Origin of the sequence: Gracilimonas sp., from assembly GCF_031581265.1 — a bacterium.
Lineage (GTDB): Bacteria > Bacteroidota > Rhodothermia > Balneolales > Balneolaceae > Gracilimonas.
Genome location: NZ_JAVLBQ010000010.1, coordinates 53,684 through 73,708, shown reverse-complemented (window position 1 = coordinate 73,708; position 20,025 = coordinate 53,684). Strand labels below are relative to the sequence as shown.

General features: G+C 41.3%; 14 protein-coding genes. 12 read left to right on the top strand and 2 right to left on the bottom strand.

From position 1 onward, the window contains the following. Nucleotides 1–14 precede the first annotated feature (14 nt). Nucleotides 15–1,379, bottom strand: coding sequence for a GWxTD domain-containing protein (locus tag RI561_RS05760; protein ID WP_395079274.1), 1,365 nt, complete (start codon nucleotides 1,377–1,379; stop codon nucleotides 15–17). Nucleotides 1,380–1,493: 114 nt separating this feature from the next. Between RI561_RS05760 and RI561_RS05755 the strand changes: the two genes are divergently transcribed. From RI561_RS05755 to RI561_RS05730, 6 genes are all read left to right on the top strand, one after another. Further along, on the top strand, nucleotides 1,494–3,125 hold the full coding sequence (locus RI561_RS05755) for an acyl-CoA carboxylase subunit beta (protein WP_395079273.1): 1,632 nt from the start codon (nucleotides 1,494–1,496) through the stop codon (nucleotides 3,123–3,125). 609 nt (nucleotides 3,126–3,734) lie between these two features. Then, the gene (locus RI561_RS05750; protein WP_395079272.1) at nucleotides 3,735–3,971 is read left to right on the top strand and encodes an SEC-C metal-binding domain-containing protein; all 237 of its coding nucleotides are present in this window, start codon (nucleotides 3,735–3,737) and stop codon (nucleotides 3,969–3,971) included. A 165-nt stretch (nucleotides 3,972–4,136) separates the two neighbouring features. Then, complete coding sequence (locus RI561_RS05745) at nucleotides 4,137–4,634, top strand: hypothetical protein (RefSeq protein ID WP_395079271.1); 498 nt, start codon at nucleotides 4,137–4,139, stop codon at nucleotides 4,632–4,634. 46 nt (nucleotides 4,635–4,680) lie between these two features. After that, nucleotides 4,681–5,412: a DNA repair protein RecO gene (recO, locus tag RI561_RS05740; protein ID WP_395079270.1), complete on the top strand. Its 732-nt coding sequence runs from the start codon at nucleotides 4,681–4,683 to the stop codon at nucleotides 5,410–5,412. A gap of 4 nt (nucleotides 5,413–5,416) precedes the next feature. Further along, a complete protein-coding gene (locus RI561_RS05735; RefSeq protein WP_395079269.1) occupies nucleotides 5,417–6,958 on the top strand; it encodes a S1C family serine protease in 1,542 nt (513 codons plus the stop codon). After that, nucleotides 6,959–7,513 carry a hypothetical protein gene (locus tag RI561_RS05730; RefSeq protein ID WP_395079268.1) on the top strand — a complete coding sequence of 185 codons (555 nt, stop codon included), beginning with the start codon at nucleotides 6,959–6,961 and terminating at the stop codon, nucleotides 7,511–7,513. Between the two features lie 96 nt (nucleotides 7,514–7,609). Here RI561_RS05730 and RI561_RS05725 read toward each other — a convergent pair whose 3' ends face one another. Next, entirely contained in the window at nucleotides 7,610–11,248 is a 3,639-nt protein-coding gene (locus tag RI561_RS05725) for a T9SS type A sorting domain-containing protein (protein ID WP_395079267.1), read from the bottom strand. 283 nt (nucleotides 11,249–11,531) lie between these two features. Between RI561_RS05725 and RI561_RS05720 the strand changes: the two genes are divergently transcribed. The 6 genes from RI561_RS05720 to RI561_RS05695 all read left to right on the top strand — a co-directional run bounded on the left by RI561_RS05720 (nucleotide 11,532) and on the right by RI561_RS05695 (nucleotide 20,000). Continuing rightward, a complete protein-coding gene (locus tag RI561_RS05720) occupies nucleotides 11,532–12,872 on the top strand; it encodes an amidohydrolase family protein (RefSeq protein ID WP_395079266.1) in 1,341 nt (446 codons plus the stop codon). A gap of 4 nt (nucleotides 12,873–12,876) precedes the next feature. Continuing rightward, nucleotides 12,877–14,271: an amidohydrolase family protein gene (locus RI561_RS05715; RefSeq protein ID WP_395079265.1), complete on the top strand. Its 1,395-nt coding sequence runs from the start codon at nucleotides 12,877–12,879 to the stop codon at nucleotides 14,269–14,271. A 15-nt stretch (nucleotides 14,272–14,286) separates the two neighbouring features. Continuing rightward, nucleotides 14,287–15,597, top strand: coding sequence for an amidohydrolase family protein (locus RI561_RS05710; protein ID WP_395079264.1), 1,311 nt, complete (start codon nucleotides 14,287–14,289; stop codon nucleotides 15,595–15,597). A gap of 127 nt (nucleotides 15,598–15,724) precedes the next feature. Further along, complete coding sequence (locus RI561_RS05705; protein ID WP_395079263.1) at nucleotides 15,725–17,095, top strand: acyclic terpene utilization AtuA family protein; 1,371 nt, start codon at nucleotides 15,725–15,727, stop codon at nucleotides 17,093–17,095. A gap of 47 nt (nucleotides 17,096–17,142) precedes the next feature. Further along, the gene (locus RI561_RS05700) at nucleotides 17,143–18,174 is read left to right on the top strand and encodes an NAD(P)/FAD-dependent oxidoreductase (protein ID WP_395079262.1); all 1,032 of its coding nucleotides are present in this window, start codon (nucleotides 17,143–17,145) and stop codon (nucleotides 18,172–18,174) included. Between the two features lie 83 nt (nucleotides 18,175–18,257). Beyond that, on the top strand, nucleotides 18,258–20,000 hold the full coding sequence (locus RI561_RS05695) for an ABC transporter ATP-binding protein (RefSeq protein WP_395079290.1): 1,743 nt from the start codon (nucleotides 18,258–18,260) through the stop codon (nucleotides 19,998–20,000). The last annotated feature ends 25 nt before the right edge of the window (nucleotides 20,001–20,025 follow it).

Here is a 20,025-nt window from a genome sequence, read left to right as displayed (position 1 = left end):
TGTAATACATAAAACTATCGGGTTCCCACTAACACATAATCACCAAAACCGGTAGTAGCTTCAAAGACAAAAGTTCGGTTGGGATACGTCCAAATCTCCCGGGTATTTCCTTCAGGAGGAAAAACTCGTTCCTTATTATTTGGAGGACCAAACTTGATATAAATTTCCCCCTGATCACTTTCGTGTCCCATGGGGTTTTCCTGGGAACCAAACTCTTTAAAAGCATAGTCAATTCTTCGGTAATACTCTGCCATCAACTCATTATAAACAGTGTTAGGGGTAGGATCTTTTGATTCCCAGAATTCCCTGAACTTTCGCTCTCTTTCAGCCTTATTGCCCTTTTTTATACGTTCGATTTCACTTTCCGGTACTATATAACTGAGATGATCTATAGCAATTTGGAGATTATACAAGCTTGCGGGCATATCCGGCCAATAGGACCTGAAAAAGCGACTGGCTACAGTTTCTTCATTTTTTTGTATAGAAAGAGAGTAGAGGGCATTATCAAATTCAGCCGAAGGAATAGAGAGTACGGAGTAGGTATATGGGCCTTCAGTAATTTGAAGTGTCGGCTCTTCGTTTTTTAGAAGTTGTACGGAAGCATTCGTAAAAATCTGTCCGCTTGAAAGTTCAGCTCTGAAAATATCGTTCGTTGTGGAAGTATCTTCGGAAGCTACTTTAGTATTGGTAACATGGACGGAGTAATCGGACTCTTCAGTGTAATTAGGAAGTCGTACCATGGCTTTAAAGTTTTTACCAAAGGGTACATTGCTTTCCAGGCTCATAAGCGTAAAAACATTATCGGAACCTTCAATTTGGCGATCCTTCAATAAATAGATTTCACCGGTTTCTTTGGTTGAGAGGTCAGGAACTTTGATGTTTCTCTTCTGGGTGTTTCTCTCACTTATTTCCTGCATCATAGAAAGCTGTAAAATGTAATGGTATGAACCGGGCGCAAGCGGGGTAACAAGAGCACCCGAAGCAAATTTCTCAGCAGATTTGGTGTCTTCAAAAGTGGGGGTGAACAACGTATCGGTCCATATATCACGAGAAGCAGAGTTACCAGCTAAAGCATCACCCCGATTTAACTTACCTTCAAAAATTTCACTGCTCAAACGCATGGTGGTATAAAAGTTCTCACTGTCTGGAGCGCTAAAATTATTATTAACCGGTAATTTTTTGAACGGCATGAAATCATTATTAAATCGAAAAATAAAAGCCAGGGTTGTTTTTCCATTTTCACCCGGTAAAATGAGATCATCAATAAAAATAGAAGGCCTCTCAGATTGCATCACCAACTGCGGATAGGAAACACGCTGGGCAAATAAGGAAGTGGAAAAGAGTAGTAAAAGTAGAAGAACTGAAAAATACTTGCTCATGAAGAACGGATTTTTGTAAGAATTAATTGAATATCGGGGTTTACACATTAAATATAATCCCTATTTTCAACGCATCATTTCGTTAAACAGTATTAAGATAAACAAAAAAGATCTATGAGTACTACATCCGAAAGCGCTACCAAGAATTGGTTACACGATCTAATTGAAGAATTTGGTGAAATAGAAAGTGAAATTAAGCTGGGTGGTGGACAAAAACGTATTGATAAACATCACGGTAAAGGCAAATTAACAGCAAGGGAGCGGGTTGAGAAACTCATTGATGAGGACTCCAGCTTTCATGAACTGGGACTTTGGGCCGGATACGAAATGTACGAAGAGCACGGGGGATGTCCCTCGGGCGGAGTGGTAACCGGAATTGGTGAGATCAGCGGAAGAGAATGTATGATTGTAGCTAACGATGCTACCGTAAAAGCCGGCGCTTGGTTTCCCATCACTGCAAAAAAGAATTTAAGAGCACAGGAAATTGCGATCGAAAATCACATCCCACTGATTTACTTGGTAGATTCAGCCGGTGTTTATCTTCCCATGCAGGATGAAATTTTCCCTGATAAAGAACATTTTGGACGAATTTTCAGGAATAATGCAGTGATTTCAGCAAAAGGTATTCCACAGATTGCGGCTATTATGGGAAGTTGTGTTGCCGGTGGTGCTTATCTGCCTATTATGAGCGATGAGGCATTGATAGTGGACGGAACCGGAAGTGTATTTTTAGCCGGAAGTTACTTGGTGAAAGCGGCGATAGGAGAGGATGTAGATAATGAGACCTTAGGTGGTGCCACCACCCATACCGAGATTTCCGGGGTTACTGATTACAAGATGGAAGATGACGACGAATGCCTTGAAACCATCAGAGACCTTGTTGATAAATTAGGACCTTACGATACGGCCGGGTTTAACCGAAAGGATGCCAAAGAACCCAAGCGTCCGGCAAGCGATATCTTCGATATTTTGCCTGAGGCGCGAACCAGTCCGTATGATATGCACGATATTTTAGAATGCATAATCGATGAGGACAGCTTCACTGAATTCAAAAAAGGATATGGACAAACACTGATTACCGGCTTTGCCCGAATTGACGGCTGGAGCGTTGGAATTGTGGCTAATCAGCGTACGGTAAGCCGCACCAAGAAGGGGGAAATGCAGATTGGCGGAGTTATCTATTCCGACAGTGCCGATAAAGCAGCCCGATTTATCATGAACTGCAACCAAAAGAAGATCCCAATTATCTTCTTCCAGGATGTAAGCGGATTTATGATCGGCAAGCGCAGCGAACATGGAGGCATCATCAAAGACGGAGCCAAGATGGTAAATGCCATGAGCAACAGTACCGTGCCCAAGATCACGATTGTAGTTGGTAACAGCTACGGAGCCGGAAACTATGCCATGTGTGGGCGAGCCTATGATCCACGATTTATGTACGCCTGGCCAACCGCCAAGATTGCTGTTATGAGTGGAGCTTCGGCCTCTAAAACACTCATGCAAATACAAGTAGCGGCCTTGAAGAAAAAAGGAGAGGAAGTCAGTGAAGAAGAGCAAGAGAAGATCATGAAGAAAATCAGTGATCGCTACGATACCCAAACCGATGTTCGGTATGCGGCTTCCCGTTTGTGGGTAGATGGAATTATAAATCCATTAGAAACACGTGATCGAATTTCCAAAGCCATCACCTGCGCCAACCTAAACCCCGAGATCCCCGAATTTAAAACCGGTGTAATGCAAACGTAAAGCGGTTCGCCTGAACCGCTTGTTCGTAGGTTAGTAAATTATATTAAAAGCTCGGCAAGAGTTCATAATTCTTGCCGGGCTTTTTTTGTACGTCCCTCCGGGACTTGGTGTTGGTGAACTATTTTACCACGGATCAAAATCCGTGGCTACCTTCGGTCATCCCTACGGGACTTTATCCGCGTTATAAAGCTCTCCCAGAAACACCAGCTTTTCATAGTGGGAGGCAGTATTCTGCGTAGCACAGGAAGCTGGAGCTTCACGGACTGCATTGCTAAGCCGGAGCTTAGCAACGAGGATAATGGATATCCTCGGTTACAGTCCTGTAAGGACGACCGAACGTAGCCCCTGACTTCAGTCAGGGGTAGAGAGACCAAGAAGGGATAAAATACTGCAGGGATGACCCAATTCCAGCTATTATATTTCCCATTATAAAAATTTTCCTCAGCGACCATTCGCCCAATCCGCCTCATCTGCGTTCAATTCCATTGTTACTATTGGGGAAAAATCCACCAATAAGTAAAAAATGGATAAGAGACTTTGAAATCTCATCAATAAGAAATATGCTTACAGAAGTTCGTAACTATTACAAGAATACCTAATTCGAAAATCATGGCTGACTCTCCCAAAAGAAACGATCCCTGCCACTGCGGAAGCGGAAGGAAATACAAAAATTGCTGCATAGAAAAAGACGAATCCAAGCTATCATCAAACCTGGGAGTAGCCGGACTTATCGTCGTGGTGTTATTGGGAATATGGTTCCTGGCATCCAATTTCTCTGCAGGTGATGGAAACCCCGATTGTCCTACAGGAACAACGTGGTCGCAGTCGCATCAGCATTGTCATTGATGTATGCATTCCACTTCAAAAGCTTTTTTAAAAAAGGCGTTTGAGTTGCCAAGTTCATACATAACTTGAGTGCGGACCTTCATCCCTGAAAAACAACATTGCAATGCAATACTGCTGTTTGTACTATCTCATCAGATTAGTACAGATCCTATTCAAACCAAGACTTTGCACTACGAAATAAACAAAAACTACAACGTCATTTTTTTAGGAGTAGAAGCCAGTTTTACGCTGATTGACTTTCTGCTCTTTTTTGCGAGTTTTTTATTAGGGTTCGTATTTGCACTATTCTTCCTGATTTTTGCCATCGCCGTAATTCAGAAGATTTTTTCCCGGTATGAATTTGAATTTGATACCGATGAATACACTCTAACCAGGTACTACCGGTTTTTTAAGTACTTTCGGTTTCGAACGCAAACTATTGGTTTTGGCGAGGTGGATGAATTCTTGTTATCTAACTTTGAAAGCGGACAAGCACTTTTCAGTAAAGGGATGAAGCCCAAAGAATGGTTTACACTGGATATCATGACAGACAATGGCTACCTGAGACTTGTCAAATCTGATGAAGAAGAGCTGGATGAGTTGTACGAGTTGTATAATGAGCTTAAAGAAGAATTGGATCTATATTTTAAATTCAGGATTGAATTTTTAGATATTGAAGAATGATTAGATACGGTTTCATTTTAATAATTTGTGAGCTACGTTATCAGATATGATCGTTCACACCAAAGCCATAATACTTAGGGTCGTTGATTACCAGGAATCAAGCAAGATTTTGACGGCCTTTACAGCCGAACATGGTAAAATCGCCCTCATTGCCAAAGGGGCTAAAAAGCCAAAAAGTAAGCTCTCGGGTATACTCGAAATTGGCGTTATTCTGGACGTGGTTTATTATTACAAAGCATCCAGAGGAGTGCAGACTCTTACGGAAGCTTCGATTGATTATTCCACCCCAAAATTCAGAGAAGATTTCGAACGCGCCTCTGTCTTATATGCTTCCCTGGAACTCATTGGTCAGCTGGTGCATGAGCATGAAGTGAATACGCCGGTTTTTGATTTTGCTATCAAATTTATACAATGGTTGGGAGAAGCAGAGGAAACTTATCCGCAGGTATTTGCGTACGTTCAGGTGCGTTTAGCTGAAATTACCGGTATTGGGCTGGTAAGTGCATTACAAAAAATGCCGGCTTATGCTTTTTTGAATATCAGCAGCGGTAATATTTCTGAAAACTCAGAGGATGATTTGTCGTATAAATTGACGAAAAATCAAACCGAATTTTTAGTTTTTGCTATGTCCGGAAGAAGTAAAAATATATTTCAGGTTCCATTTGAGAATGCTGAGCTAAAACAACTTGTTCATCACTTGGATGTGTATTTTACATATCACATAGATGGTTACAAAGAACGCAGGTCCGATTCCATTTTTGAACAGATGCTAAGGTGAAACAATGAAAAGAAAAGATTTATTATTAACAGGTGCGTTACTGCTTACGATCGGCATCACGGTTGGTACGTTGATTGCCTTGTATTCCATAAACGAAGAGTTAGCTCCGCTCTCAGAAGTTCGTACGACCGAAATCTCCCGAAGCAGTGAACCTTTTATAACGGATGAAGCTCTTGAAGGTTCCGATGCTCGTTTTCTGTTCAAGAAAATTGCCGAAGAAGTTACCCCAACCGTTGTGTATATCGAAGCCATAGTTCCACTTGAAGGAAGGATACCGGACGATGAAAATCACGAATTGGATGAAGAAGACAGTGAAAGTTTTTGGGATCGTTTTTCCCCACGACAGGCTCGCACGGTTGGCTCCGGGGTACTTATTGCATCAGATGGCTACATACTAACCAATAAACATGTAATTGATGGTGCTGTTGATAATGGATTGACGGTTGTTTTAAGCGATAAAAGAGAATACCGGGCAGAAGTAATCGGAGTTGATTCAAGTACTGATCTCGCTGTCATAAAAATTAATAGCAATGACTTACCAAAAATAACTGTCGGTGATTCGCAGACGGTTGAAGTTGGAGAGTGGGTTTTAGCTATTGGCAATCCATTTCGTCTCCGTTCTACGGTAACGGCTGGAATTGTAAGTGCGCTAAGCCGGGACGTTCAGATTATTGACGACCAAATGCGGATTGAAAGCTTCATTCAAACCGATGCAGCTATTAATAGAGGCAACAGTGGAGGAGCCCTTGTAAATACCAGTGGACAATTGGTAGGTATCAATACTGCTATTGCATCACAAACAGGGACTTATCAAGGGTATGGATTTGCAGTTCCAAGTAACCTCGCCATTAAAGTAGCTAAGGATTTAATTGAATATGGGGATGTCCGGCGCCCATTATTGGGAGTTACCATAGCAGGTGTTGATTATAACAGGGCTGTTGAAAAAGGTATGGAGACGGTTCGTGGCGTTGAAATTATGTCAGTGACACGAGAGGGAGCTGCATCAGAGGCAGGAATCAGGTCCGGTGATGTGGTACTGAAAGTGAATGGTGTGGAGGTAAATGAAGCAAATCAATTACAGCAGCAGGTAGCAATTTTAAGTCCCGGAGAGGAGGTTGAGTTGCAAATACTTCGTGAAGGAGAGATCATGGAAAAAAATGTATCTCTGCATATGTATGAGCCGGAGCCACTGCCTGAAGTCAGTTCAAATGAGTCGCCCATATCTCCTAATGAAATTCCTGAAGGAGAGACTGAAGGTGTGATGTATAAGGAATTTGACCTTGGGTTTAGGGTTATGGCTTTAGCTCAGCCTGAAGATTCTGAGAATTATAAATTTTATATAGATCAGGTTTATAAATATTCCGAGGCATGGAACCGTGGTTTGAGATCAACCCATCAAATTTTAAAAATAGGAGAAGAAAAAGTTGAAGATCTCGAAGGATTAGAAGAACTTATTGGTCGAAATTTAGAACAAAATGGGTCGGTAATCTTAGAGGTTGTAAATGAAGATAATGCCCGAGGATTCATCGAACTGAAAAAGAATTAAATGCCTTACTTTACAAAAGCTATTTCTCTAATCGCAATTTCAACATTAATTACTATTTCTGCCTGCGCACCCACTGAAACTGTAACGTTAGATGAGTCTGTTGCCGAAGCCCCGACTTCTCAAAAATATCCGGGCTGGTACAATAGCAGCGGGTTTTTATCTGACTCTCTTTCCTACCACGCATTTGGAACCGCGATTTCATCTGATTCCGTGATAGCCATTGCTAATGCCAAATTACAGGCTAACGCAGTGCTCGAAGATCATATTGCCGAGCTCCTGGAAGATGCTCGTGAAGATATGGAAGAAGTTGAGTCGGAAGCTTCTGAAACTGCATTTATTATTCAACTAAGAATTGCGCACGGCAAGGTTGAAGAAAATACAACGACTTCAGAGACCTTCGCAAAATTTGAGAATGGAGAATATTACAGAGGATATAGTCAGGTTACTCTGTCAAAAGAACAGCTGTTCAATTTGTTAGAGTCTGGGTTCGAAGGGGAGAGCCGTTATTGGGAATTGATAGCGAATTCAGAATTATTTATTAAAGCTCTCAAATAGTCGCAAAAATTCAGTAGAACATCATTTTTAAATTAAAACAAAAGCCGAAAAGAATTCTTTAGGCTTTTTAGTTTTTTGCTATCCTCAGTTACTTACTTATTTGATCAGTAATGCTTTTTTGGATTGAGAAAAGTTATCTGCCTCAATCGTGTAAAAGTAGATACCGGAGCTGATGTTTCTGGCATCCCAACGTACTGTATGTGTACCCTGATTTCTATATCCATCAATTAAAGTCTGCACTAATTTGCCTGTAGAATTATATATTTTCATAGTCACTTCTGATGCGTGGGGAAGATAGTATTCAATATTTGTGGATGGATTAAAGGGGTTAGGATAATTTTGTTTTAAGGTAAAAGTATTTGGAAACTCCGTTTCCTGAATATCCGTTTTTACGTCAGGTTGAATACGTAGATTTTTGAGTGCCCATCCCCAGCCAGTCGCCCCTGCATCAGAGTATAACCGGAACCGAACACGAATGATCTCCCCTTCTTCAAATGTGTCTAACAAATTAATGGAATGGGAAACAAACATATCTTCTGAAGGAACTCCGCCATTCCTGTACATTTGGTTCCAACTTGAATTATACGATGCATCATACCCGTCAGCGAGAGGAACCCAATTGCTTCCATCTTTTGTGGCTTCCACAATTACATAATCCCAAAACTGAGTATCACCAAATTCTGTCCCCGGATTCCCGGTTTCAATAATTGCTATATCCTCATAGGATAAAATCGCATTATCTGAAGCTACACGAATTGGGTTTTTAAGTATCGTGATGTAATCATTTGAGGTTTTGTAAGGATGCGGTGAGTGAACCATTTCACCGGATAGCCCACCGGTAGTGGTAATTTGAAGTCCTTTTCCGTCAAAATCTTCGCCATTAATGGTCCCATTCTCATTACTCACATAGCGATCTAATGCCTCAGCTACATAAACTTCTACTGATCTCTTGGGTGAGCTAAAACTTTGTCCATCTTTGTAAGATGTGATAGAGTAACTGACAGTTGCACTTTCGGTAACCACTAAAGACTCACTGATTGAAGTAGCAGATTCGTTGCCATCAATACTTTTGATACGCATGTCATCTCTAAAAATTACGGTAGAGTCGTATGGGGAACGTAAATCTGCCTCTATTCTAACAAATCCACTTGGAGTTAAAATAGGCTCCTGAATTCTGGGGCTTAGTGTGGCAAGTGGAGGATTATATCCTTCAAGTTCAGGAATATTTGCCGTCCAAATTCCGCGGCCATGGGTAGCAAGTATAGCTTGTCCATCAATTAAGTTGATCTCAAATATGCTGACATTTGGAAGTTCATCTGAGCTTAAGGCCCAGGAATTTCCTCCATCTTCAGAAATAAAAAGACCCACTTCGGTACCTGCCCAAATGATATCTTCATTGTGTGGCATCACTAATAAGCTAAAAACAGCCACATTAGGAAATCCATTGGAGCTAACTGATCCTTCGTTTTCGAATCCTGAAATATCAGTCCAACTTTGGCCGAGGTCTTCAGTTTTTAGAATCTTAGGTTGATTAGGGGTTGCAAATAATAGATATGCAGTGTTAGGATCCGTTGGATGAGAGCCAATACCTGAGGCCTCTACCAAATCAGCTGGTATATTTTCTGAAATGTTTGTAAAGCTGAGGCCCCCGTCTTTAGAAACATGAATGCCCCCTTCGATCTTATTTAAAGGTTCTTCCTGTAAACGAGAACTTATCCAAACTACTTGGGGACTGGCTTTCGAGATCTCAACATTATCAAAAGCTCTATACCCATGCCAATTTGAAGTAATAGGGGTTAAGGTCCATGATTCACCAAAGTCATCAGTACGTTTTACTCCTGCATCACCTACTGTAAAAACCAAGTCAGGATCCTGAACGGAAGTTGCCAGTTTGCTTATAAAAGGACCATAGGTGCCGGCTTTGGCTTGTGAGGCTATATTTGTCCAGTTATATCCACCATTCGTAGATCGATAAATATTACCATACTGAGTACCGGCCAGCATTAAATTAGCATCTATTTTATTCCATGCAACTTCTACTCCGTCGCCTCCTAAGATTGGGGTCCAATCTGACCCCTCTGTGGGATTCGCAGGGGAGACAGCAGTCCCGTTATCCTGCATACCGCCTATATATATATCAGCATCAGGTGCTTTATCAACACCATAAAATTGAGTGGTAATGGTTCCCTCTACATGGGTCCAAGTATCCCCTTTGTCATCAGAAATAGCGATTCCACCGTCATTAGCATTTAAAACTCTATAGGTTTGTTCCGATTCATTCAGGTTTGTAATTGCAAAGAAATGATGATCCGGATGAACACGTGAAAGACCTAAATAAGGTTCATATTGGGAAGCAATGATATCAGTGTACATTGTTCGGGTCTGAGGATTAATTTCAGTTTTGTAAAGCTCAACACCTCCCAGATAAACTTTATTTTCGTCGAATGGATCGACAATAATCGTATTATCAAACCAACCGGCTGTATAGCCTTGATCTCCTGATCTTCCATAGGCCCCAAACCAGTTCCTGTTGTCAGGATGTGTTTCCACAAGTTGAATCCAGCTGCTGCCTCCATTTGTTGACATGAAAAGCTGTCCTTTACCAAATGGGCGTTCTGCCGCCGCGTATAACCGGTTCGGATCAGATGGAGCGATGGCCATTTCAATACGGGTACTTATGCCGGCGTAGGTATTATCATTTTTGCCAATACTGTTGGGATCAGCCATTGAAGTGGAGGATGTACTCCATGTTTTACCTCCGTCATTAGATTCAATGACCCCAACTTCATTTACTGTAGCAAACAAATTATCCCAGTTTTCAGGATTTGCAACAATCTGTTGAACTCTATTGTCGGTTTCAGTGCCGAAATATTCATCAGGAAAGAAAGTTTGAGTCCAGCTTTCACCTCCGTCTTCTGATAAAAAAATACCCGATTTCCTTTCTCCCCCTTTCGGACTATTCCAGCTGTAGGAATCATTACTGCAAAGAACTACTCTGTCAGGATTATTGGGGTCAACAACGATCCTGTTAATAGCCTGTAAAAGTTCCCCATTTGCGGTTGATAATAACTGACTCCAAGTTTCACCTCTATCCGTCGATTTCCAGACACCGGCTCCGGTAAGATCAAGTATACGACCATACCCCATTCCTGTACCGGCATATATTACATCTTTTGACATTGCAAGTGTTGTAACTGACAGGCTTTCGAGTTCGTCTCCTTTTGGCTCCCAGTTCGAGCCGGCGTCTGTTGTTTTCCAGATGCCCCCGCCTACAGCCCCGATTAACCATGTATCTCCACTTTCATCATTATTATCAACCAAAATAGCACGGGTTCTTCCACTTATGTTATAAGGTCCTCTTGATTTCCAATTGAGTGGGGACTGAGATGTTTTGAATCTTGTTTTTTCAGCAAGTTCAACTGCATTAATTTTATAATTTAAAGGGTAGGTACGTCCATCTTTGGAAGTTTTCAAAGCGGCCAACGCTTCCCAAAAAGCACCTGGATTTTCAGCTAACAGTGGGTCTTTTTCATCTTCCGAACTTTCCTCAATAAAATGTAAAAAAGCTTCATATTCTTCTGAACCGGGAACAAATTGTGCAAGTTCTTGCTTTTGTTGGCGAGTGTTTAACTCTTCCTCAGAAACATGGTATGCATCGTTGGATAAATGATAGGGTAAGAATAATATTAAGAAGAGGGCAGTAAGTACCGGAAATATAATAGCTGATTTTTTCATGCTGACATATAGTTGAAATTATTAAGGCTCGTCAAAGAACTGAAATTAAACTTTGAAATACAATTAATCCCTTTTTTTATAGAAAATGATTTTGGGTTTCGACTAAAGTAATTCTGGTATTTTAAATTGCCTTGTAGTATCCCCCAATGCATATATGTATTCTATAAATTTATTGAGGTAATTTCAGTTACAACATTTACATAATTTAGATTAGCCCAACTTTATAAATAGAAAATTAATGCGGTTATTACGATGATTATAAACTATAACCAGATCATCTGATATGAGAAAACAATTACTATTGACAGCGTTGTTGTTTTTGGGATTAGGGTTGCAAGGTATCTTTGCTCAAACCACTCCCGCTAACGCGCTCAAGAATGTGACTATACACCATGCTGATGGCTCAACTGCCGAATCTGCTACTATTTTATGGAGAGACGGTGTTATCGAAGCCATTGGAACTAACATTAATATTCCATTCGATGCTTTTGAAATAGATGGGGGCGACAGCCTGCATGTATATCCAGGGTTTATCGATGGATTTTCAACCTGGGGCAGCCCGGACTTACCTCGTCCACAGGACTTACCAAGTTTGGATAATCCCGGAGATCCTCCTTACCACCGTGCAGGAGTACAGCCGGAACGTAAACCATCTGAACTCTTAACGGAAGACGATAATTTTGAAACCGCAATAAAAGCAGGTTTTACTGCTGCTGCTTTATATCCAAATGGCAATATGTTACCGGGGCAAGTGGAAACTTTCTATTTATCTGATAACCACGAAGATGTTGGGTTGATAAGAGAATCAATGGGTTTAGCCGGTTCTTTTGAAACAGCACCCGGAGGATGGAGCAGCGGAGCTTATCCTTCAACCATGATGGGAGTGATGGCAAAATTCCGCCAGGTGATGTTTGATGCCACTGCACTTCAGCAACACATCAAATACTATAATCAAAATCCGGAGATGCCTGCACCAAACCGAAGCATTGTACTTGAAGCCATGTTTCCACTGGTGAACCAGGAAACCCCGTTCTTTTTTGAAGTTGATTCCAAAGAACACATGGAACGACTCTTTAAACTTCAGGATGAATTTGGTTTTGATGCGGTTATTGTATCAGGACGGGAAGCTTACGGTCAGGCTGAAGAACTTAAAAGAAGAAACATTCCGGTTTTGGCCAGTATTGATTTTACAGAAGCCCCGGAATGGTATACCGAAATGAAGAAAGAGGATGAAGATTCTGAAGACTCAGAGGAGGAAATTTCAGAAGAAGAACAGGCTTATCGTGATAAACAAATTGAGGCCTGGAAAGCTGAAGTCAGCAACATCAAAACCCTGATGGATGCCGGTGTTCAAGTTGGATATTCCTCAGCAGGATTAGATCTTGGTGACCTGTCCGACAAACTGGAAATCCTATTGGATGAAGGCGGACTTTCTGAAAGTGATGTTGTGGCTTTAATGACTACCAATACCGCCAATATTCTTGGATTATCACAAACGCATGGAAGTTTAGAGACCGGAAAAAATGCCAGCTTCTCTGTGTTCGATAAAGCAATGTCTGAAGATAAAGCCAAGGTGCTTCACAGCATTTCGAATGGTACAATTCACGAATTTAATGGAAACTGATATTATGAAGAAACTTATCACACTATGTATGATTGTAGCCTTCGCAGTTACTGTACAAGCACAGGAAAAGGGCTCAGTCTTAATTCAAAACGCAACGGTAATCACCGTAACAAATGGTGATTTGGAAGACACGGATGTACTTATTCAAAATGGGGTCATCCGCGAAATAGGACAAGACTTAAATGCTCCACGAGGAGTTGAAGTCGTAGATGCCACTGGAAAATACGTTATGCCTGGAATCATTGATGCTCACTCACACCTTAATGGTGTTGACATCAACGAGGGGAGAAATCCCGTAACAGCTGAGGTTACCATGGAAGAATCGGTTGACCCGAATGAAGTGGGAATCTACCACGCACTTGCAGGTGGGGCTACCAGTATTCACCTGATGCACGGTTCTGCCAACGTTATTGGTGGGCAAGGTGAAACTTTGAAACTACGCTATGGTGTATCTCAGGAAGAGATGAAGTTTGAAGGAGCCAAGCGAACCATCAAGTTTGCTTTGGGTGAAAACCCGACTCGTGTCCACGGACAAGGGAATGGCATTCAACCCAGAACCCGAATGGGTGTTGAGCAAGTAATCAGAAATCACTTTAACGAAGCCTTAGACTATAAGCGCAAACGCGAAGCTTATTTAGAGGCTAAAGCTGAGTATGATCGCAGAGGCCGCGGAACTCCCCCGGTTCCTGTTGCTGAAAATCTTCGGTATGAAGTGCTGAACGATATCATTGAAGGTGAAATCTATGTTCACTGTCACTCTTACCGTGCTGATGAGATTTTGATGCTGATGAGAGTTTTCAATGATTACGGAGTTGAGAACTACACCTTTCAGCATGCCAATGAGGCCTTCAAAGTAGCCAACGAATTGAGAGAAAATGGAGCCATGACCTCTGTATTCTCTGACTGGTGGGCGTATAAATTTGAAGTGTACTATTCAACCGCCTACAATGCATCTATATTGAATGCCAATGGTGTTGTAAATAGTATCAACAGTGATAATGATCAGTTGCTAAGAACGCTGAATCACGAGGCAGCCAAAGTAGTGCGATATGGGAATACGTCTGTGAACGACGCCATCAAAATGATCACCTTATATCCGGCTATTCAGTTGGGTATTGATGATCGCGTTGGCAGCATTGAAGAAGGTAAAGACGGTGATGTGGTAGTATGGAGCGGACACCCGCTTAGTATCTACAGCAAAGCTGAAATGACTTTTGTAGATGGAACCAAATACTTTGACCTCGAAAACGATCCGGACGATATGCGGATTCAAATTAATCCCGGAACCGATTATGAAGACGGAGCCAATTTCCGTGAAATCGTTACTCGCAGAGATGAAAATGCTTGCCTTCAGGATGCTTTCATACTACTGGAAGAACAATCACACGCACACAACTAAACAGGAGACTGAATAATGAAAAAACTAAAAAATTATATAGTAGTTTTTGCTCTGCTGTTTGGAATGTTTGCCACAGCGGAAGCACAGATAACAGAGAAACCCGGCTTCGGTAAGTTTGCAATTACCAATGCAACCATACACACCGTAACTAACGGCACCATCGAAGGCGGCGTAATTTTGATCAATGGAAACGATATTGAATTTGTTGGTCAAAATGCCAGAATAACCAGCGATTACACCACCATTGATGCAACAGGAAAACATGTTTATCCTGGTTTCATTGACGGATGGACAGGATTAGGATTAACGGAAATATCAGCAGTACCCGTAACGGTTGATAATGCTGAAATTGGTCAGTTCAACCCACACATGTACGCTTTTACCGCGTTCAATCCACACAGTGCAGCAGTACCTGTGACTCGGGTAAGTGGAGTTACAACGGTATTATCAAGACCAAGCTCCGGTAACATTTCCGGTAAAGCAGCAGTTATGGATTTATGGGGATATTCACCCGATTCCATGGCGGTTCGAAAAAGCGGTGCCCTAATCATGAACCTTCCTTCAAAAGGAGGCGGATGGTGGGATAACCGAAGCGATGCCCAAATAGAACGAGCCTACAAAGAAGACATCAAAGAGATTAATGATTTTCTCGATAAAGCTCGCTTTTATGATGAAATGATGAATGCTTATGAAGCCAACCCTTCCGGCAAAACCAAGCCGGATCATGACCCAAGAATGGCTGCTATGCGTGAAGTATTATCAGGTGAAGTACCGGTGGTTATCTCCGTAAATGATGAAGATGCCATTTTGGATGCCATTGAATGGACTAAAGAACACGAAGATATGCGTTTTATATTTTCAGGTGTTCGTGAAGGATGGCGTGTTGCAGAAGAAATAGCTGAAGCCGGAATACCGGTGTTAACGACTACACTGTACACTCCTTCCAGAGACTATGACAATTATCAGCGTCCGTATCAAAATCCTGGAATAATGATGGAAGCCGGTGTTAAGGTAGCTATTGTTTCAAATGACACAGAAAATTCCCGAAACACTCCATTTGAAGCCGGCTATGCCGCTGCTTATGGAATGGGAACTGATGAGGCTATTAAAGCAATCACCATTAACCCGGCTGAAATGTTTGGAGTGGATGATAAACTTGGCTCATTGGAAGAAGGGAAACAGGCGAACCTGTTTTTTTCTGATGGTGACCCACTGGAACCAATGACAAAGATTGAACAAGTATTCATCAAAGGGTATAAGATCCCGATGGTGAGCAGACATGTTCAGTTATTTGATGAGTTTTTAGACAGAGATGCGGTAGAGTAACCCACTCTTGTAACTAATCTTTAGACAAACCCTGCTTTTCACCAAAAGCAGGGTTTTTTTATTTCAAAGCAGTGAAAATATCACGATATTCAGCCCGAATTTCATTTGTGTTAAATAACCAGTTTTTATGAAAGATTTTATTCGTATTGCTTCCGGTCAGGGCTTTTGGGGAGATCTGCCAAATGCTCCGGTTAATCAGGCTAAAAAAGGTCAGATTGATTACCTCGTCATGGATTATTTAGCTGAGGTAACTATGTCGATTATGCAAAAGCAACGAATGCGAAACCCGGACTGGGGCTATGCCCGCGATTTTGTGAATGTAGTAGAGCAAGTACTTCCTGAAATTAAAAATGATGGTATCAAAGTAATCAGTAATGCCGGTGGGGTAAATCCGATGGCATGTAAAGATGAAATTTTGAAAGTAGCCAAAGAAAATGGATACACCGGATTAAAAGTTGCGGTCGTTGATGGTGATGATATACTCGATCAAATTGATGAGTTAATAGCTGATGGCCATGAATTGAAAAACATGGATGACGGCCAGCCCATATCAACTGTTAAAGACAAACTGCTTAGCGCAAATGTATATTTCGGATGTCGGCCAATTGTAGAAGCTCTCGAAAAAGAAGCTGATGTTATCATTACCGGAAGGGTTACCGATACAGGTTTAACATTAGCCCCAATGATCTACGAATTTGGCTGGGATTACGATGATTATGATAAAATGGCCGTTGGAACAATTGCAGGTCATATTCTTGAATGTGGAGCTCAGTCATCTGGCGGTAATTTTACTGACTGGGAAAAAGTAGAGGATTTTGTGGACATCGGTTTCCCCATTGTTCAGGCCTATCCAAACGGAGACTTTTTTGTAACTAAACACGAGGGAACCGGGGGATTGGTAAGTGAAATGACGGTTAAAGAACAACTTCTTTATGAAATTGGTGATCCTTCAGAGTATATCACTCCGGATGTTATCGCAGATTTTACGTCTATTAAGGTTGAAGAGACTTCAAAGAACAAAGTGAAAGTCACCGGCATTAAAGGTCATCCCGAGACACCCACTTACAAAGTATCAGCCAGTTATAACGATGGGTATAAATTATTTGCTACATTGGTCTATTGCTGGCCTGATGCACTCAAGAAGGCTGTAAGAGGAGCCGATATCTTAGAAAAACGAGCTGAAGCATTAGGATTGGAGTTTGATGAATTTCATAAAGAGTATATTGGTTTTAATGGAAACACGGAGCAACCGATTACCGAAGAGGCTCTCCAAAGAGAATATGATGAGATTCAGATGAGGGTTGCCGTATCCGGCAGTAATAAAAAACATCTAAATCGCTTTGGGATGGAAATTGCACCTCTTATTTTGACGGGCCCGAGCGGGGTTACCGGTTTTGCCGGCGGGCGGCCAAAAGCCAGTGATGTAGTCGCTTATTGGCCTGCATTATTGGATAAGAAAGCCGTTGAGACGAGAGTCACCTTATTTGAAATTGAATAATATTAACCGCCGGATATAAAATATTCCGGCAAAATGTATACAGAAAGATGAAAATTGCGGTTATTGGAGCAGGAATTTCAGGATTGGCAGCAGCAAGGGAATTAGTTCATGCCGGTCATGAAGTATTGGTTTTTGAAAAAAGTGGTGGTTACGGCGGAAGATTAGCTACCCGGTATGCAGGCGATGATAAAAATCAAAAAATAGATCATGGCGTACCTTTCTTTACGGCTCAAACAAAAGAATTTAAATCCTTACTTGAAGATCTATATTCAAAAGATACTCTCACTACATGGGAGGGCAACTTTGCACATCGGGATGCTGAGGGTGAGATTACTTTTAAGGAGAATGAAACCCCGTACTATATAGCCAAAGATGGAATGAACTCTGTTGGCAAATACCTTGGAAGAAATTTAGATATTCGATTCAATTACAAAGTAGGTGGGCTCACACATATCGGCGAAAATCGGCGTAAAAAAAGAAGCTGGATGCTTAATTTCCCGACAGCACTCACCGAAAGTGCAGATGCTGTTGTTATTGCAGCGCCGGCGCGGCAAGCATATGCAATATTAAATACCACCATCGACGAAATTGAAACGCTAAAAATGGTCAGGGAAATTGATGAGGTTAACTATGAATCCCAGTTTTCCTATTTAGCCGGATATAGCGATGTAGAGATGCCGGAATGGAGTGCATTGGAATGTGAAGATGACATCATTGCCTGGATTTCAAATGAATCAACAAAAAGAGAAGGTCTGGCTAAAATTTTTGTGGTACATACCACCAATGAGTTTGCTAAAAAGTACATGCATGCAGACCGGGATGAAGTTCATAGCTTAATTTCAGATCGATTGACGGAATTATTAGGTGGATGGGCTGCAATGCCGGAATGGGATCAACTTCATTTTTGGAAATACAGCCGGGCCATCAATCCGCTGCCTCACGACTACATGGAAATCCGAGGAAACGACACTCCATTAGCATTGGTTGGTTCATATATGAAAGGCAACAGGGTAGAAGATGCCTACCTTTCAGGATTGAAACTTGGTCAACATTGGGCTGAACAATTTTCTGGCAAATAATTAATACTCGAAGCCAATTAACCGGATAAGGTTTGGGCGCAATAAAAGAACTCAATAAATATTTAAAGAAATACAAGTGCACCATGATATTAGGTGCCTTGTTTTTGACGGCTTCTAATTTTTTCTTGATCTGGATTCCTGTTTTCATCCGACGAACAATGGATAAGGTTGAGTCACTTGGAGAGCAAGGGTTTGAAGTTCCTTCCAGCATTATAGATACCCTCTTTACTACTGAAGCTTCAAAAATACTGGCTACCAACTCTTTAATGTTGATTGGTACTGTGGCTTTATATGGGGTGTTATTATTTGCTACCCGACAGACATTAATCGTGACCTCACGTAAAGTTGAATTTGATATCAGAAATGATATCGTAAATAAACTAATGAGGCTACCCCAGCGCTATTTTGCTGAGAATTCCTCCGGAGAAACGTATGTGAGAGCCACAGAAGATGTGGGTAAAGTGCGAGACTACTACGGCCCGGTTATTATGTACAGCATTAATACAGTCACAAGAGCCGGTTTTGTGCTAACTATGATGTTTTTGGTAAACCCTGAATTAACCCTTTGGGCGCTTATCCCTCTTCCATTTATATCAGTATTTGCATATTGGATTACCGGTTTTATCCATGAACATTCCACTATCATCCAGGAACAATATTCCACGATGGCAGGAAGAGCAAAAGAAACCTTCTCGGCTATCAGGTTAATTAAAGCCTATAATAGAATCGATCACGAGCAAGAACTTTTTGAAAATGAAAGTGAAGACTACCGAAAAAAGAAACTTAGACTGGATATGATCGAATCCTTGTTTCACCCCGCTCTAAATTTTTTGATTGGTTTATCGCTGTTGATTGTGATTTGGAAAGGTGGGGAGATGGTAATTGAAGGGACTATAACGGTAGGTAATATTGCAGAGTTTTTGATTTATGTAGCCTACCTGACATGGCCCGTAGCTGCTTTGGGATATACCACGAATAGGTTTCAACGCTCTCTGGCCTCATGGAACAGAATTGAAGAACTCATGAATGAACCTATAGAAATTGAAGATACCGAAGATAAAATTGAAAGCGAGGTTAAGGGACATTTAGAATTTAAAAACGTTGGCTTTAAATATCCCGGTTCTGATGAATGGGTGCTCAAGGATGTTTCATTTGAGATAAAGCCCGGAGAAAATATCGCTATTGTTGGTCGAACTGGAGCCGGCAAAACCAGTTTGGTACAATTGATACCCCGGTTGTTCGACCCGGTTGAAGGAAAAATTTTGTTGGATGGTAATAACCTTAAAAATTGGTCGTTAGCAATAGTAAGAGAAGCTATAGGTTTCGTTCCTCAAGAAACCTTCTTATTTTCAGAGACGATAGGGAACAACATCGCTTTTGGAATAGATGACCCTTCTGATGAGCTTATCGAAGAAGCAGCAGAGAAAGCTCAGGTAAAAGACAATATTTTGGATTTTGAAAATAAATTTCAGACCATGCTTGGAGAGCGGGGTATTACGTTATCCGGTGGTCAAAAACAAAGGACGGCTATTGCAAGAGCGTTAATAAAAGACCCGAAGATTTTAATATTCGATGATTCACTTAGTGCAGTTGACACGAAAACGGAAGAGGCTATTTTAAAACATTTAAGGCAAGAGCTAAGCGGTAGAACTACCATCATGATTAGTCATCGAATTTCGACTATTAAGGACGCAGACAAAATTTACTATTTAGAAGAAGGACAAATTAAAGAAACAGGCACCCACGAAGACCTGTTGTCAAAAGATGGCAGATATAAAGCCATGTATAACAAACAAATGCTAGAACAAGAATTAGCAGAACTTTAAAATAAACAACCTGAGGCCAATTGTA

Excerpts from the sequence above, each read along its gene's own strand:
- RI561_RS05760 (WP_395079274.1), bottom strand. The coding sequence starts at position 1,379 with ATGAGCAAGTATTTTTCAGTTCTTCTACTTTTACTACTCTTTTCCACT.
- RI561_RS05755 (WP_395079273.1), top strand. The coding sequence starts at position 1,494 with ATGAGTACTACATCCGAAAGCGCTACCAAGAATTGGTTACACGATCTA.
- RI561_RS05750 (WP_395079272.1), top strand. The coding sequence starts at position 3,735 with ATGGCTGACTCTCCCAAAAGAAACGATCCCTGCCACTGCGGAAGCGGA.
- recO (WP_395079270.1), top strand. The coding sequence starts at position 4,681 with ATGATCGTTCACACCAAAGCCATAATACTTAGGGTCGTTGATTACCAG.
- RI561_RS05735 (WP_395079269.1), top strand. The coding sequence starts at position 5,417 with ATGAAAAGAAAAGATTTATTATTAACAGGTGCGTTACTGCTTACGATC.
- RI561_RS05730 (WP_395079268.1), top strand. The coding sequence starts at position 6,959 with ATGCCTTACTTTACAAAAGCTATTTCTCTAATCGCAATTTCAACATTA.
- RI561_RS05725 (WP_395079267.1), bottom strand. The coding sequence starts at position 11,248 with ATGAAAAAATCAGCTATTATATTTCCGGTACTTACTGCCCTCTTCTTA.
- RI561_RS05720 (WP_395079266.1), top strand. The coding sequence starts at position 11,532 with ATGAGAAAACAATTACTATTGACAGCGTTGTTGTTTTTGGGATTAGGG.
- RI561_RS05715 (WP_395079265.1), top strand. The coding sequence starts at position 12,877 with ATGAAGAAACTTATCACACTATGTATGATTGTAGCCTTCGCAGTTACT.
- RI561_RS05710 (WP_395079264.1), top strand. The coding sequence starts at position 14,287 with ATGAAAAAACTAAAAAATTATATAGTAGTTTTTGCTCTGCTGTTTGGA.
- RI561_RS05705 (WP_395079263.1), top strand. The coding sequence starts at position 15,725 with ATGAAAGATTTTATTCGTATTGCTTCCGGTCAGGGCTTTTGGGGAGAT.
- RI561_RS05700 (WP_395079262.1), top strand. The coding sequence starts at position 17,143 with ATGAAAATTGCGGTTATTGGAGCAGGAATTTCAGGATTGGCAGCAGCA.
- RI561_RS05695 (WP_395079290.1), top strand. The coding sequence starts at position 18,258 with ATGATATTAGGTGCCTTGTTTTTGACGGCTTCTAATTTTTTCTTGATC.